13 protein-coding genes and 1 pseudogene are annotated in these 16,331 nt (G+C 43.3%); 6 read left to right on the top strand and 8 right to left on the bottom strand.

The window, feature by feature from the left end; translation table 11 throughout:
• Positions 1-742: 742 nt before the first annotated feature.
• Entirely contained in the window at positions 743-1,483 is a 741-nt protein-coding gene (locus QUA38_RS19700) for a peptidylprolyl isomerase (protein WP_333164720.1), read from the bottom strand.
• A gap of 85 nt (positions 1,484-1,568) precedes the next feature.
• On the bottom strand, positions 1,569-2,393 hold the full coding sequence (locus tag QUA38_RS19695; RefSeq protein WP_333164718.1) for a hypothetical protein: 825 nt from the start codon (positions 2,391-2,393) through the stop codon (positions 1,569-1,571).
• Between the two features lie 232 nt (positions 2,394-2,625).
• Between QUA38_RS19695 and QUA38_RS19690 the strand changes: the two genes are divergently transcribed.
• Positions 2,626-2,772, top strand: a complete 147-nt coding sequence (locus tag QUA38_RS19690; RefSeq protein WP_333164716.1) for a hypothetical protein — start codon at positions 2,626-2,628, stop codon at positions 2,770-2,772.
• Positions 2,729-2,878, top strand: a complete 150-nt coding sequence (locus tag QUA38_RS19685; RefSeq protein ID WP_333164714.1) for a hypothetical protein — start codon at positions 2,729-2,731, stop codon at positions 2,876-2,878. Before QUA38_RS19690 ends, QUA38_RS19685 begins: the two co-directional genes overlap by 44 nt.
• 34 nt (positions 2,879-2,912) lie before the next feature.
• Here the strand turns inward: QUA38_RS19685 and QUA38_RS19680 are convergent, their stop codons facing one another.
• Together QUA38_RS19680 and QUA38_RS19675 are read right to left on the bottom strand one after the other, a co-directional pair.
• Complete coding sequence (locus QUA38_RS19680) at positions 2,913-3,236, bottom strand: hypothetical protein (RefSeq protein ID WP_333164711.1); 324 nt, start codon at positions 3,234-3,236, stop codon at positions 2,913-2,915.
• A gap of 45 nt (positions 3,237-3,281) precedes the next feature.
• A pseudogene (locus QUA38_RS19675) lies at positions 3,282-3,431 on the bottom strand (tetratricopeptide repeat protein); the annotation flags it as partial.
• A 941-nt stretch (positions 3,432-4,372) separates the two neighbouring features.
• Between QUA38_RS19675 and QUA38_RS19670 the strand changes: the two are divergent.
• Positions 4,373-4,675 (top strand): hypothetical protein, encoded by a 303-nt coding sequence (locus tag QUA38_RS19670; protein ID WP_333164708.1) that lies wholly within the window; start codon positions 4,373-4,375, stop codon positions 4,673-4,675.
• 279 nt (positions 4,676-4,954) lie between these two features.
• Positions 4,955-6,715 (top strand): DUF4347 domain-containing protein, encoded by a 1,761-nt coding sequence (locus QUA38_RS19665; RefSeq protein WP_333164705.1) that lies wholly within the window; start codon positions 4,955-4,957, stop codon positions 6,713-6,715.
• Between the two features lie 146 nt (positions 6,716-6,861).
• On the opposite strand, the gene QUA38_RS19660 is transcribed toward QUA38_RS19665, so the two are convergent.
• The 4 genes from QUA38_RS19660 to QUA38_RS19645 all read right to left on the bottom strand — a co-directional run bounded on the left by QUA38_RS19660 (position 6,862) and on the right by QUA38_RS19645 (position 14,082).
• Complete coding sequence (locus QUA38_RS19660) at positions 6,862-8,175, bottom strand: calcium-binding protein (RefSeq protein ID WP_333164702.1); 1,314 nt, start codon at positions 8,173-8,175, stop codon at positions 6,862-6,864.
• Between the two features lie 239 nt (positions 8,176-8,414).
• Positions 8,415-8,885: a HetP family heterocyst commitment protein gene (locus tag QUA38_RS19655; protein ID WP_333164699.1), complete on the bottom strand. Its 471-nt coding sequence runs from the start codon at positions 8,883-8,885 to the stop codon at positions 8,415-8,417.
• 59 nt (positions 8,886-8,944) lie between these two features.
• A complete protein-coding gene (locus QUA38_RS19650) occupies positions 8,945-10,747 on the bottom strand; it encodes an HlyD family efflux transporter periplasmic adaptor subunit (RefSeq protein ID WP_333164696.1) in 1,803 nt (600 codons plus the stop codon).
• A 188-nt stretch (positions 10,748-10,935) separates the two neighbouring features.
• Positions 10,936-14,082: a peptidase domain-containing ABC transporter gene (locus QUA38_RS19645; protein WP_333164693.1), complete on the bottom strand. Its 3,147-nt coding sequence runs from the start codon at positions 14,080-14,082 to the stop codon at positions 10,936-10,938.
• 815 nt (positions 14,083-14,897) lie between these two features.
• Here QUA38_RS19645 and QUA38_RS19640 point away from each other — a divergent pair.
• Together QUA38_RS19640 and QUA38_RS19635 are read left to right on the top strand one after the other, a co-directional pair.
• A complete protein-coding gene (locus QUA38_RS19640; RefSeq protein ID WP_333164690.1) occupies positions 14,898-15,221 on the top strand; it encodes a transposase family protein in 324 nt (107 codons plus the stop codon).
• Between the two features lie 267 nt (positions 15,222-15,488).
• Positions 15,489-15,905: a transposase family protein gene (locus QUA38_RS19635; RefSeq protein WP_333164687.1), complete on the top strand. Its 417-nt coding sequence runs from the start codon at positions 15,489-15,491 to the stop codon at positions 15,903-15,905.
• Positions 15,906-16,331: the final 426 nt, after the last annotated feature.

Raw genomic sequence — 16,331 nt, 5'->3', positions numbered from 1 at the left:
TTTTCTGCCTTTAGGGAGCCTGTGCCAATCACAGGCTCCCTTTTCTTTCCCTTGTTAGTCTAAACTCCAGTAATTTATGGGACTAAGGAAAAATGAGAATAAAAAAAGTAGCTTGTGGGGATAATATATTAGAGGGGCGTTTTGAACCGATATATTTTTTCCATTTGGCTTGGCTAGCTGGCATATATGGCGTTGGCAAAACTCAAATTTCAAAAGTAATTTTAAGAGCGCTATAAGTCAGTAAGCTTAGGTTAGCTAATCGTCTCATTATTTGCTATGCTTCGCGCTGTCGCTAGGATACTAAAAAACTCTGAAGTAATCGCCGAGACTTTCTTCAGTTCTCAATTTTAGTGAGTTGCGAGGGCTATAAATTACCTTTTTAACTGAACCTTCTTGAGCTATAAGTAGCTCGTCAAACCACTTTTTACCTAAGTAGTAGAGTGCGTGAGAGGGAGCAATATTTAAATCCACACGCATGAGACTATTTACCCCCACGCCCCGCCCCAAGAAGTGAATAATATTGATGCAGTTGGATACGATATTAGGTCTCTCTGTTCACCCAGACGTTCCCTAAATTTTAGCCTTGTATGTGGTTGTGGCAAAATTATATATAGCAATCCTAAATCATTTGTGAATTTCTTACTCCATTCCCTTGATAAGGGGAGGGTTGGGGTGGGGTCAAAAATTTACGACTCATTTAGAATTGTTATATATCGGTTTTTGATGGCGAGAAATTAAGTTTCTACACTTTAGAAGTGTACAATAAATGGTTTACTTCGTTAGCCAGCCATTCGTTAAACAGATTTTGCAATATTTCTTGATACCGTTCAGGGGTTAATTCTGCCGGCAGAAACTTTTCAACTAGGAACAAGTGATATCCTAGCTCTGTTTCAATTGGACGAATCACTTCTCCGGGTTTAGCGCTAAATACGGCGACGGCTATGTCTGGTTTTAAACCCCACCGATAAACCTTGCCTGCGCAACCGCATAAATGCCGACGAGTTTCGTCAATATCGTAAAGGTGAGCGGCATCAAAAAAGCTAATTTCTCCTTCTTGAATTTGATAAAATAGTTCCTGAGCAAGCTGGCGGTTGGCAACAACTATTTGATAAAGAATTATTTGGTCGAATTGCAATTTATTTTGAACAAAAAAATTTTTTACTTCTTTGCTGAACAAGTGTTCGGCTAGTTTTTGGCTGAGGAGCCGATCGCAAATTCCGACCTCTAAATCTTCTACAGAAATCATCTGATCGACCAGCCAAGCAATCGTGTCAGCCGCTTTCTCCAAACGCTTCTCGCGCCTCAGTTGGTCCCCCTCTGCTTGAATTTCTTCGGGAGTCACAGTTAACCCCCGTTCCCGGGCTGCTTTCTCAATAACTTTTTTCTGCAAAACCTTTTGACTAAATGTTTTTAATTGCATCTCTTGCCTGAGTAGTTCGATGATTTCACTGGCTTCAATCAATGGTCCGTAAAAGTCCTTCATGTTTCTCTCTCAACCTATATAAATTTATTAACTTCATCCCCCCACGATTCCTGCGGGGTAGTTTGTGTTAACGGTTAACGCTTGGCTACACAATGTCATTTGGCAAACTAATAAAATTAGAATTGCTCAAAGTTGTTGCACCCGCTGCGTTAACTGTTCCCAAAACAACAGCTAAAATTCGATCGCCATTATTTGAACTAAACTTGAGCAGAGTCGCGTCTGTTGTACCGTCACCATCAGTATCAAACGCCACGAGTGTCAAGTCTGTTACCGAAAGTCCCCCTATCAGCCCAATTCGATCGCCTTCAGCGGGATTGAAATCAACGACTCGATCTGCTAACAATGGATTAGCTGCTGCACTAGCTGTTTCCGGTCTAAATGCAAAGGTATCAGCGCCGCTACCTCCAATCAATGTATCGGTGCCGAAGTCGCCACAAAGAAAATCGTCGCCGTTGCCGCCAATCAGCAAATCTTGACCTTTTCCTCCCCGCACAGTGTCGTTTCCATCGCCTCCATCGATAACATCCTTGCCTCTATGACCTGCGATCCGATCATCGCTATTGTTTGAAGGTGTTGGCGTTGGAGTTGGAGTCGTTACTGGCGCTGGCGTTGCTGCTGGTGCCGTTGCTGTCGCGCTCGATGTCGGAGGAACATCAAAAGAAGCGGAAGCTTCTGCGCTGCCACTACTGGAGGTGGCTTCCGGAGTATAAACTGTTTGGCTGCTGTAGCTAGTTTCTCCCGTAGGGGAAGTGGCGATCGCAGTGCTGGTACTGCCGGCGCCACTTTCATTTACGAAGGAACTAGAAATGCTGCCGGCACCAGCGTTGTTTTTCAGCGAATTTAATGTGTTTAAAATATTGCTGTTGTCAAGATTTAAGGGCTGATCGGCTAGTGAATCTAATGGATACATCGCGATTTATCTCCTTTTATCTATAAATACGAACAGCATTTGCATGAACATTAACACTACCAATTTCTAATTTAATCTATCTGGACTAATTAAAGCTATGTTGCCAATTTGGCAGATTTGTTTGAAATTACAGGACTTATGTAAGCTTTCAATTTTTACATTATGTCCAATTTCTCAAGCAAGCGAGGCTCCGCCTCTGGACATCGCTTCCGAGGCTCTGCCTGGAAATCTGTTGTCCGGGGACTCTGACCGGCGGATCGAAGGGGTGGCAGCAGCCTGGAATGCGACGAATTTGGCTGATTTGAATACGATCGCGATCGAATGGATGCGGAGTCATGGCAAGTGCAGGGCGATCGCGATCGCCCTGCACCTGCCATGATGCGGAAGTAATTAGAATGGGCATTCAGCGAGTTGGGGCGATCGGCCCTTTCCTCGGCAAGAAACCCCTCGTACCCGTGACGCAGTGGTCAATCATTAAAAGCTAAAAAGGGTTCAAGCCCTGACTACAAGGCCTCAAAGTTAGTGTGGCAAGTCCATCGCCTTTACAGTAACAGTCTCAAAAGCATAGTTGGCTCCTGCTCCTGAATTACTTTTTATTTTCACTTTATCAAAGCCTGCGTAGTAAACATCAACACCAACTAGAGGATCAGTGCCAATCGCTATAGCTGTTCCTGTACCCCTTGCTTTCGTAACTTGACCTTGCTTTCTCAAAATAATGTCTGTAGTAGTCAAAGTGTTTCCACTGTCCACCGATGAAAAGGCAGCCAATCCCAATGCAGCACCACCTAAAATCAAGTCGTTTTCTGAAACATTTTCGAGGTATGACAAATCAGATATCAACATAATGCTCCTTGTTTTTAAACTAATCAAAACTAACTTGGGGGACTACTAGGCTGGTATGGGAGTTTTTTGATCGCAGTTACTTGGGGTTTGATGTTCACCTTGTTCTTGCATCACTAGAGCCAAATTATAGTGAGCCTCTGCTAAATCTGGTTTCATAGAGATGGACTGTCGATAGTAGGTGATCGCTGTTTTTAAATCCCCTGCCTGTTTACATTTGCTTTTGACTTCAGACTAAAGGGAACTTCCCCGCTTTGGGGAATCGTTGTCTGTATTTCTTTTGGGATATAGGTTTGGGCGATTTGAGCCTTAGAAATCTGTAGTCATGTATTTAAGATTTTCTTAATCTTTGCCTACTACCTCTTGTTACATAGTGGAATTAAGCAAAAACCGCGCTAAATAATGGTTTCCAGGACTTGTAGTCATGTAAAAGATTTTCCCAAATCGGGAAAGTCTGACCCCGTATTGGTTTGGATCGGAACGATAGTGAGCAGGCGGGGGAAGTTCCGACTAAAGACTGAAATTTTTTTAATAAATGAACCTCGATCCATCCCGAAAATAGGGTGGGACAAAACTGTTACCAATCCCAATCTGGGCGATGGTGATCGGCATTGCTTGCCAATGGCATTTGATTTAGCCAACGCCATCACCCTCAAAATGTCTGTTTAAATTTAAACAGCACCTTTCTTTCGATGTATCTAAATATATCTGGACTAATTAGAGCTGTGTTGCCAATTTGGCAGAGTTGTTTGAAATTATAGAGTTGCTGTGAGATATGGTTACATCCATTGGATCGCGATCTATCCAATGGATGCGGAGTCATCGGGGGTGCAGAGCGAGCGCTCGGCTCGCAATTAATCTCAAAAAAAAATCATACATCTGCCAAATTGGCAACACAGGTGGGAAAATCCTAGCTATCTTAAGGACATCGAAGGAAACAAAGTTGTTCAGCCAAAACAGAAAATATTTCTGCCAAATTGGCAACACAATCATTGTTAGAATTTGATAAATTGATGACATAAAAATCAAACTGCCACCGAAAAAATCTTCTGCCAAAATGGCAACACAAATACCACAAGGCAAGCTAAGTTAAGTGACAGGAAAACAACAAATCACTCATTTTAACAAGGAGCAAGACCATGATTCTTTCTGACCTAAATTACTTGGAAGTCGTTTCTGAATCTACTGCAGTTCAAGGTGGTTTCAGCGAATATGATTACGTTTCTGTCAAATTCGACACCAAAAACATATTCGCGACAGTTGTCAACAGCCCAAAAACCTACAGCAACAGTGCTGCTGCTGGTGCTAAAGGTGTAGCCGATAATAACACTTGGTACCCTACTTACAGCTTCACAAAAGCTGACACCCTGGCTGTAACGGATTACTTGGGTAGTTCTTTCTCTGCCAGCACTTCCGCTGCTGTGATCAATAAAGCTTACTAATAAGCTTAATGGTCATAGGTAATGGCACTTAGGTGAATGTTATCTATGACCATTCAAGCATTCAATTTCACTATAAACAGATAACAAAAATTAAAATTTTGTTATCTGTTTATAATTAGCAACGGTTTAAAATTACATAAAATCCGGTCTGCCATTTGATTTTGGTTTGTGAAACTCAGAGTAGGGACATTTATCCAGATATCTTACTACTTAAATTGGAGCTTTCATAAAATTCAATAAACAATTAGTAAAATTCTGATCAAAGAGGAATCAGTATATATGGAAATATGGCGTTCTGCTGACAATTCAGCACTTTCTGGTATTCCCGCGACCTCCAGTGGGATTGCTTATTTAGGGGGAACTGGACAGGAGCCGTTCAGCACCCTTAGACAAACTTCTAAGTCTTCCAACATTGCTTTCATTGACTCCACTGTTGATGACTATCAAGACTTAGTTAAGGGTTTGCAGAACACAAATATATGGGTCCTCGATCCATTACAAGATGAAATAACTCAGATTACCCAAGTTCTATCAGGTCTCAGTGGTATTAAGAGTTTGTCTATCTTCTCTCATGGTAGCGATGGGCATTTACAACTCGGAGCGACAGATCTCAATCTAAATAACTTGGGTAACTATGCCGATGAGCTGACTAATTGGAGAGCAGCCCTAACCGAAGATGCGGACATTCTGCTTTATGGCTGCAATCTGGCAGCTAGTACAGCGGGGCAAGAGTTTGTACAAGAAATTGACCAGTTAACTGGAGCCGATGTAGCAGCTTCTAAAGACCTGACAGGTAGCGCATCTGTGGGGGGAAACTGGAACTTTGAATTTTCGACTGGGCCGATAGAAAACCCTGACCTTTTGCAATCCTGGGCACAGGAAGGTTACAATCACGCGCTGGCAACGTTTTCAGTGACCAATACCAATGACAGTGGTGCTGGCTCATTGCGTCAGGCAATTTTAGATGGCAATGCCGCTGCTGGTGCTGATACGATCAACTTTACAGGAGTGATGGCTGATACTACTCCAGATACCATTACCCTGACGGGTGGGCAACTGCAAATCAGCGGCGATGTCACGATTAATGGTGCGGGGGCAAGTCTGCTCACAATTAGTGGCAATAATACTAGCCGCGTGTTTCAGGTGGACCCCAACGTAAATGCAACCATTGTAGGAGTCACCATTGCTAACGGCAAGGCTTCTGATGTTGGTGGTGGTATTTTCAACTATGGCGGTTCTCTAGGACTCTTCAACAGTACGCTTAACAATAACGTTGCACAAGCTGGCGGTGGGATATACAACTATTATGGCGGTATGTTGGTGAACGGTGGCACCTTTAACAGCAACATTGCGACCTCTGCTCAAGGTGGTGGAATTTACAACCTGGGTGGTTTGGAGGCAAGAAACAGCACCTTTAACACCAACCAGGCACAATCTGACGGAGGTGGAATATACAACGCTGGTGGTGCTTCCCTGACAGTAGACAACGATATATTCTCCAAGAATACGGCGGGACGCTTCGGGGGTGGCATCCATAACAGTGGTGGAGCCGCTGTAACTGTGACTACCAGTCTGATTAACGATGGCACCGCAGGTATCCTCGGTGGCGGTATTTCCAACTTCGGCACAATAATTTCTCTGGACAACACGCTGATTCGAGGCAACAAGGGAACGAGTAGTGGTGGCGCTGCCGGTGGTGTGTTTAATGGCGGAACTGCCAATATAACGAACACCAGCATCCTGAACAATTCCACAGCAGGACAAGGTGGCGGTATCTATAATGACACAGGCGCTACCCTAACCCTGAGAGCCAATAGCTTGGTCTCTGGGAACAGGGCAGCCAACGGTGGTGGAATTTACAACCTCGGCACTGCCAGAGTTGGAAACAGCACCATGATCTCCAACCGACTCACATCCTCTAGTGGGACCGGCCCTGATGTTTGGGGTAACTACATCAGCGAGGGCTTCAATACGGTCTACAAGACTACTGGCAGTACAGGCTTTAGTGCTGCCAACGGAGATACTGTGATTTTTGGCTAAATGGTCGAAATATTAAGTTAGTCATGGGGATTGACAGCGATCAAAATAGAGGGAATCCTCAGCTAGGATGCCCTCTATTTTGGCTGTTAATTTCATTCTATGACAGAAGCACTCTGTTGGCAAAAGCCCCTCATTTGGATGCCTCTTTAAGAAAACATGAAATTCTTGGCACTGAGTTGATTTAATTTCACACCTTCCAAGAGAACTTTTCCACCAGAACTAGAACTTAAAAGAGTACCATCTTGGGTATCGCTGATCTGGAATGGTGATGTCGCGCTCCCCCCCAACAAATCTGAGGCATTAATCGTACCCCATCCCTGCAATCCAATCTGATCTTTATCAGCTTTGAAGTTCTTGATAATATCTAACTCCCCTATGAGCAAGCTATCACGATTGTGGAACAGAAAGAAATCGTTGCCCTGATTGCTCCTCATCACATCATTGCCAACACCACCAACCAACGTATCATTACCTGCACCGCCACTCAGGGTATCATTACCATCGCTGCCATAAAGTTTATCATTTCCGTCACCACCGTCCAACCGATCGTTACCTGAACTGCCTTCAAGGATATCATCGCCTCCTTCTCCATTGATTTGATCGTCTCCCAGGCTGCCATATATTTTGTCTGCGCTGTTGGTTCCTTTTAGTTGACGATCGCCATCTTCGCCTTTAGTTCTTTTTCCGTCTGCGTCTTTATTTCCATCTATTTTATCATTCCAGATTGTACCATAGATGACATCTGAACCCAGTTTTCCGATTAAAGTATCTTGCTTAAATTTAGTGTCACTGGTATTCATTTCCACTATGGTGATGTTGAGATTGCGGTTAAACTGCCTCTGATAATTGCCAATAGCCACGCTTGTGATAAAATCTCTGCCATTGTTGCCATCAATATCAGTATTTTTCTGCTGATTAGTAATGGTAACGTTGCGGCTAGATCCCAACTTCTGATCGCCGATTTGCTCCGAAGAGATTAACTTCCCGTTCATGCCAAAATAATCTAATACTTTCGGCTTTTTGGCATCTGACGTGTCTAAAACAATGAAAGAGGTTTTACCCTTAGCCCAGTTATATTCAGCATTAGGATTATCAATTTCTTTGGCTTGTATGTGTAACTCGGCTGCAAAATCGAAAGAGAAAGTTTGATTTTTTGATACAGAAAAACTAGCAATTACTTTCGCTTCACTACTAGAACTTCCCTGAGATGTTCCAAGAGCAATTACAGCACTGTCAGTAAAGAGAGCAGAGAAATTTTGGTCATTGCTAAAAACAGCTTGGGCATCAGCAATAGCAGCAGATACCCCACCTTTGACTAACGTATCTGCCTCGGTGGCAGTCAAAGTTCCTGAAGCCGTTTGACTATATTGGGAAAAAACAGCCCCTCCTGTAGCACGAGCATAGTTAGGGTTAGGATTATCCAAGGGATAACTTTGTTGTAAAAATAGAGTATTTGCCATAAAATTATGTGTTTGTTATTCCCATAAATTCCGTTTTTACCATAATAAATCAAGAAATTTAGTGGGTGTTGCCATTTTGGCATTTATAATTTTAATCAGGACTTATTTGGGGATAATAATTTAATAGCATCCACTCCTAATGTTGTCTGCCTAGTGAAAAACCCGATCGCCCGCGGTGAGTCAACCAAAAAATAGGTACACCCAACGCCCGCAATCGGGTTGTCGATCTATCGACTAAATTACTTACCAGCCCAATTAAACAAGCGCGTCTTAAATCCAGCAAAAAATCCTTGACTGGGAATTGGCAAACACTCAACCTTCTGCATCGCGAGATATTGCCCTTCCTTGACTTGAAGTCCAAAACCGCTGGTATCTGAGTGCAACTCGCTAAAAGCCTCAGTTACATAACCCCCTCGAACTCCGGCTCGTTTTTCCCTCACCACCTCCACATAATCTAAATCCGCAATTTTCCCCAATGCAGACTTAGTTTCCGATTTACTCGACTTGCTGATTTGACTGTTTTCCTTAAGCAAGCGGTTGGAAGTACGGTAAGGGATATAGTCGAGAGGGTTGTAACCCGTGCACCGCAAAAGTAAAAAACAAGCCCAAGAATACTTTCCTGCCAGGATGGCTGAAATTATCTCATCCAATTGTTCTGGCTTGATTCCAACTTGGGAATGATTGGCAGAATTGTGGAATTGGGAATTCATTATTTTATCCTGTTTTGTGTATATAGAGTGACAAAGGACAACAACCACTTAACTAAGTTCTACAAACTCATGCCGCCTTTTTGTAGTTGCTTGAGAGGGTCAAGCAAAACGTCGGCTATGCTGCGCTGGCGGATGACAATTTCTGCAGTAGCTGTCTGACCAGCTTTGAGTTTCCAGGTTTGATTGTTGGCTTTCACTGAGTCTCGATCAATACTCACTTCCACCCGGTAAACAACACCCAATCGCTCGTCTGTTTTGGCATCGGGCGAAACCGATACAACTTTTCCCGGAATCACGCCGTAATTTTGATAAGGAAAAGCATCGAATTTGACTTGCACCGGCATTCCGGTTTTGACAAATCCCGCTTCTCGGTTTGGCAAACTGACTTCGAGCACTAGCGGAGCCTGATTCGGAGTCATTTCTGCAATAGTTTGACCCGGTTGAACTACTTCGCCGGTATTGTGAATGTTGAGGGCAGAAATCACTCCGCTGACGGGTGCGTAGAGAAATCTTTGTTTGAGCTTATTTTTTGCTTGATCGAGCAGGGTTTGGGTTTCGGCAATTTTGGATTTGACTTGATTTAATTCCATTTCCAACTGCTGAATTTTTTGCTCTTTTTCTAACTGCGTTTGGCGCGCTGCGGCTTGTTTGCTGGCGGCTTCGGCTTGCAGTCGATCGACTTCTGCCAGTTGTTGGGCTAATTCACCTTGGGCTCTAGAAATGGCGCTAGTTCGATCGCGCAAATTTTGCTCGACTTCAAACAACCTTTCCTTAACCCCAGTTGCATCAGACAGTTGACTCCTGATGGCAGCACTTTGCCTGTCGCGAACGGTTTGCTCAACTTCAAAGGCGCGATCGTCAGCCTGAGTTGTCTCCCCCAACTGGCTTCTAATCACCGCATTTTCACTTTCTCGCAGAGCTTCCTCAGCTTGAAACAATACGTCTTTTGACAGTGCTCCTTCATCTACCAAAGGTTTGAGACGCGCGATCCGCTCTTTGTGAGCAGTTACTTTTGCTTGCAATTGCACCAGCAATTCTTGAGTCTTGCGTTGCAACGGTTTCACCTGATCGCGCCGCCCTTGCTGGGAGTTAATATCTGTTTTCAGTTGCGAGAGCAAGTCTTGCACATTCTTTTCCAGAGGTTTGAGCTGTTGCTTGCGCGCTTGCTGAGACACTAAATCTGCTTGCAATTGCTCGATTTGAGACTGCGTGGTGGCGGCTGAAGCGCGAGCACGGGCGATCGCAGCTTCAGCCCCCCGCTGGTCTGCAGCAGCAATAGCTTGGCTCGCTTCTACTTCCAGTCGAGTTCTCTCGATCGAACTAATTTGCTGCACCAATTGAATTCGATCAGCGTCCAGAATTTTCTGAAGACGCTCCACCTCGCTCTGGGCATTCGACGGGTCTAATTCCGCCAATAATTGTCCAGCTTTGATTTTTTGACCTTCTTTGATAGCGAGGTTAATAATTTTTCCCGTCTCCGTCGGATGAATTTTGTAAACAGCACCTTTGGGAACTAATTTGCCCTGAGCATGACCAACTTGGTCAATTTTTCCCAAAGTTGCCCACGCTCCAAAAGCTACGGAAAAAACCATTCCTCCTAATATCAACCGCTGGGGAAAAGATACTGGTGGCTGGTCGAGTACCGAGTGCAAAGAAGTAGACCAATTCTTAGCATCAGGCTGCCGTAATTTGGCAATATTGATACCGTCATTAGTTTGAGAAGAGCGATTTTGAAATTCTACTAATTCTAAAGAGCGGTCTTTTTTTCGGGCTTCGTTTTCTTGCCTTGAAGCTACGCCCCCATAGACTTCACCTATTTCGTTAGGAGCATAGCCTAATTCTTTCTCATCTTGTGAAAACATTGTATTTCCTCCAAGTTAATCTGTATGACTGTTGGCTGTTGGCAGTTAGCAGTTGTTAGGAGTTGTCAGTCAGGAGTCAGAAGTTAGAAGTTAGGAGTCAGGAGTAAGTGAAAATTCTCTTTAGCCTTGTGTTGGTTGCTAATGACTAATGACTAATGACTAATGACTAATGACTAATGACTAATGACTTAAATATCGAGTTGTTGCTGAGCGAGGTGATAGTAAAGTCCGCGTTCAGCCATTAATTCGTCGTGGTTGCCTTGTTCGACTAAAATGCCTTTGTCTAGAACCAAAATTCGATCGGCATTACGCACCGTAGACAACCGATGAGCGATAATAAACGCAGTGCGATCGCGACTAATGCGGGCGAGATTTTGCTGAAACCTGCGTTCAGACTCCGTATCCAGCGAAGAAGTTGCTTCATCCAAAACCAAAATCCGGGGATCTCCCAAAAGAGCGCGGGCGATTGCAATTCGTTGTCGCTGGCCCCCAGACAAACTTGTTCCCCTTTCCCCCACAGGAGTTTGATAACCCAGCGGCATATCTTGAATAAAAGCATGAGCTTCTGCTAGCTTCGCCACTTCTATCGCCTGTTCCAAGCTTGCAGAATCAGCATCGTTTCCGTTTTTATACAGCGTAATATTTTCCAAAATCGTTCCCGAAAACAAGAAACAATCTTGAGGAACAACACCCAACTGAACTCGCAGCGACTGCAAAGAAATGTGCCGAATATCGTGGCCGTCAATTGTCAGCCGCCCCTTTTCTGGATAATAGAAACCTTGCAGCAGCTTTACTAAAGTGCTCTTACCGGAACCGCTGCGGCCGACAATTGCCACAGTTTCTCCAGCTTGCACCTCAAAGGAAAGATTTTGCAGCGTATTGCGTTCCTCATCCTGAGCATAACGAAAAGAAACATTGTCAAACTTGACGTTTCCTTGAATGCGAGGCAGCACCAGCATTGGCTTGTAAGGGCTTTCTTCAGGTTGGGCAGAGAATACATCATCCAAACGCTCGATCGAAACCAGCACTTCTTGAAACTCATCCCAAAGTCCCACTACAGACAGCACAGGAGAAATCACGCTCCCAATCATCATATTAAAAGCCACAAATTGACCGATCGTCAACTCGTCTTGAATCACCAGCATTGCCCCGTACCACAGCAAAGCCGTGCTGCCCAAAGTATTAATCCCACCCCCGATCACCTGCAAAGAATTAGCCAACTTCTGCCCGCGAAATTTAGCATTAATCATGCAGGTTAATTGGTCTTCCCAGCGCCAGCGCATTTCTCGCTCAGCAGCAGTTGCCTTAACCGTCGCCACCCCAGTAATCATTTCCACCAAAGATGAATTTTGCTTGGCACTTTCGGTAAAAATCTCCCGCGACACTTTTCGCAAAAACGGAGTTGCCACTAAAGTCAAAATCACGATCGGCGGGATCAAAGCCAGCACCAACAAAGCCAGACGCCAGTTATAGTAAACCATCAGTCCGATGTAAACTACAGCCATCAAAGCATCCAACCAAGCCGTAATAGCTTGGCGAGTCAAAAATGCCTGAATTTTTTGATTTTCCTGAACCCGCGTCAAGATATCGCCCACCTGACGAGATTCAAAAAACTTGATCGGCAAACTGAGAGTGTGACTGATAAAGCCGCTAATTAAAGTCAGGTCAATGCGGTTCGACAAATAATCCAGCAAATACTGTCTCGTTGCACCCAACAACGTTCGCCAAACACTAAACAGCAGCAGTCCGATCGCAAAAACGTGCAGAGTTACTATGCTTTTGCTGACAACCACTTGGTCGAGAATTACTTGGGTAAAGAGGGGAGTAACTAGACCAAATATTTGGAGCAACAAGGAGAGTATCAAAATTTTGGCGATCGCAGCGCGGTAGGGCCAGACTATGCCAACAAAATCTTTAATTTTAATGCCTTGATCTTCGGAACTGTGATTGCGGTATAGTTCCGCTGTCGGGTCTAAAATTAGGGCGTACCCAGTCCAATTTTCGGTAAAAGTTTTAATGGTCATCCACCGCTTGCCAGCCGCCGGATCAGCCACTAAAACCTGTTGATTTTTAAAGCGATAAACTGCCACGTAGTGATTGCCTTGCCAGTGAGCAATCCAGGGATTTTGATTTCGCAGCGGAGTTAAAGAAGCCCGCACGGGACGGGTGTGAAATCCCATCCTTTCCGCTGCTTTTGCCAGACTCTTGAGCGACGCGCCACTGCGGCCAATTTCTGCCAATTCGCGCAAGTAATTTAGGCTGAATTTTTTACCCCAATATTCGCTAATCATGGCTAAGCAAGTAGCTCCACAATCTGCTGCGCTCTGTTGTTGAATGAATGGGTGTCTGCTGCTCAACCAGCGCCGCTGCTTGGGTTTGGGGAAGCTGATGATTCCGGCTGCGGGTTTTTGCTGAGCAAATGTGGTTAATTTTGATGGCTCGGTTTGTGAAGTAGATCGGGCATCTTGGGGCGGCGTTACTAAGCTTAAAACTGGAGGTTTGCGGATGATTTTAGGGCGGGGATTGCTTTCGGAACTAATTGTGGCTTTAGCGATTTCCCACTGTTCGCTGCTAAGCTGGTAAGTTAGCAGATCTGTTACCGCTATCCAGTCGCTCTTTACGTCTGAATGTTCCCAGTTACTGCCGATAATTGGCGGTGCTTGACCTTGAATTTGACCGCTGCGGAGCCAAAAAAGATTGTTGGAGTTTTGGCAATGCTCAGCGAGGGAAACTCCGGCAGGAATTCGGCTTTCTTCTATGTAAGGAAGTAAATGCGGCCACAGAAGCTGTTGTTGGTGGGGAGGGAGCGATCGCAAATCTGTTTGTGTCTTGAAAAATATTAACTGCTGTCGCTCTTGAAATTCTTGCTGCAAATGCTGTTGCAGTTGCGGGAATTCTTCTAAAATAAGCTGCATTGTGGTGGCCGCAATTCGAGCTATTTGGCAAGTGTCGGCTGCAATTACCCTGTAAGGCAGTCCGCTGTCTATAAATCGGTCATCTGTCCCAAATATTGCTCCGACTTCCAGTACAACCGCCGAAATCTCCTGCTGGTGAGACGCTTCTACCGCTAGCAGCCTGACTCTTCCCTCGCAAACTAAATAAAAATGGTAATCGCTCTGTTCCTGTTCAACTAAATTGTTGCTATTATCGGGTGTTTGATATTGAGTGATTTCATCTCCGAGCTGAAACTCACAAATTTCACAGGCTGTATTTAATTTGGTCACTAATGTCGGTCCTGCACCGACTTCCTCGAAAATTTTCTGAATAGCCGGGAAATTTTTCAAGGCTTCTGGGGTTTTAAAACTGTGATTTTTAACCCCTAAATTTTTTTTCATAACTTACCCTGTCAAAAAGTTGTTTCAATTTTTTTGAATTACAACTAACCCGGTTATGAGCAATTTTTATTGGTTTAGTCGCAATTGAGTTGGCTTAAAAACTGTTTGTCGATATGTCCGACTAACACCTCTTGGTTACGGCATCCCTTCAACGCCTTTAGGATATATAAAATTGCGTTTTTTCAGGATTGTGTGGTGATTACGTAAGTGTGGTTTTGCCTGGCTCTCAGTTTAACTTATAGAATCGTGATTTGGGCTACCTTTGATGGCAATCTTTACCTAATCTTTATAAACTTACCGTAATTATACGGAGATTTGTGAAGATTATGTGAAGCTGGGAGGCAACTGTTGTGTCCGGTATACGTATATCTACACAGAAATTGACATTCACGATTCAAAACCCATCAGTTTTTGACGATCGTTTGTGAAGTCCAGATTCCGAACATTGTAAAGAAATATTGATTGCTATTAGTTTGTAGCAGCCATTCAAGCAATTAATGGTTCTTCCTTACTTAGTATGCTAAAATCTTATGAAGACAGCGATTATTTAAGTTAAACCTAAAAAATTAATGACCAAAATACTGCATCCATCTAATGAAATTGTATGGGCTAGCTTAGAGACAGAAGCAACAATTATTTGAGCATTTATCCTCAAAAAAAACAGAATTTTGCCCAGTATGTAGCCAAAAAAGCCGCCGTATTATCAAAAAAAAACGCATTTAGTTAGAAATTAACCAATCACTAATAGAAGATATTCCCCAAATAGTAACATTGTGCAATAAAAAAAGATAAAAGACATTTTTTTACACAGAAACATGAGCGACATCCTGCATTATCTTGAAAAGAATCATAAAGAAACACAGCGATTAATTGGTTGGGCCTATGAACAGTTACAACAATTTCTCCAAAATCCCGAACCATTACGTTATGAAAAACAAGATTTACTAGAATCCCAAAAAGTGACAATTATTGCTGGTGGAGTCAGTCGCAAATCCCACTTATCTATTCCCGAACAAATAATTTTAATTTTGTTCTATCTTAGGACTATGACAACACTTCAACTTCGGGGCATCCCATTTGGAGTTAGTGAGTCTACAGCTAATGATACATTTAACTATTGGTTTGGACGCCTGCTTTGATTGATACCATCTAGCTGGCTGGAACAAGTAAAAAAATGCTGCTGACCATGCAATAGTTAAGAAAATATTCACAGAATATTAATTAATAGTAGATACCTACGAACAAGTCAGAGAAATACCTGGAACTCGTGATGAACAAGAAAAATACTTTTCAGGCAAGAAGACTAACCATAAGCTGTCGTGCATTTAAGTTGTATATTTGAGGCGCGCGGGAGGCCCAACCCTACTCCCCACAAGACTTTTATTATTTTTTAATAGACAATTTAAATGCCGCAACAGCTTACATTTAAAAGTCAAATAATTTTCATGCCAGATGGTAGAGATATAGTTGATGTTGTGGCAGGGGAACCTGGACCTAAAAGCGATATAACATTATTCCGAGAATATCGCTCCGAGTTGGCTCCTCAACAAAGATTTAAGGGAGATAAAGCTTACGTTGGAGAAGATTTAATAACAACTCCCCTTAAAAAACCCAAGAAACGAGAATTAACAACAGAACAAAAAAAACAAAATAAAGCGTTTTCTGCTCGCCGATTTTTTGTAGAACATCGAATTCGAGCGGTCAAGATATTTCGAGTTGCCCAAGAAAGATTTAGATTAAATTCCCAAAAATATGAGCAAGTAATTTTAACGATTTGTGGAATAGTAAGGTTGCGAATAGGAGCGCTAATATTACCATTATAAAAAGCGAGGCAATCGTCAGATTAAAATTAACAAATCTCACTCAACATTGCGATATAATTATCAACAATAAATATCTTAAAGTCTGATTTTATCGTGCACACTAGCTAATTTAGGATGGTTACATTTACGTCAAGGAGCTTAACTACACAGAGGCTTTGATTGTTTTCGGAGATATCTATTGAGCTTTGGTGTATACTCTCGCCTAGGAAAGAGATGTCGGTGTTAGCATTAGTTTGGTTGTCGCTACTGTGATATAAACCAGAGACTCTTTGATGTTCCTGCGAGGAAGAGACGGAACCTCCTTTTATACTGTCAGTTGTGATAGGAGTTGGGAAAGGAACAGGGTCATCTTTATCATTTGGATGAGGTGCGAGTGAGGGTTGGTGTATACTCTCACCTCTTAGAGTAATGCTAATACCAATTCAC

Origin of the sequence: Microcoleus sp. Pol12B4 (assembly GCF_036701385.1) — a bacterium.
In the GTDB taxonomy this organism is placed as follows: Bacteria; Cyanobacteriota; Cyanobacteriia; order Cyanobacteriales; family Microcoleaceae; genus Microcoleus.
The sequence above is the reverse complement of the archived record's forward strand: the minus strand, read 5'-3'. Positions and strand labels throughout refer to the sequence as shown.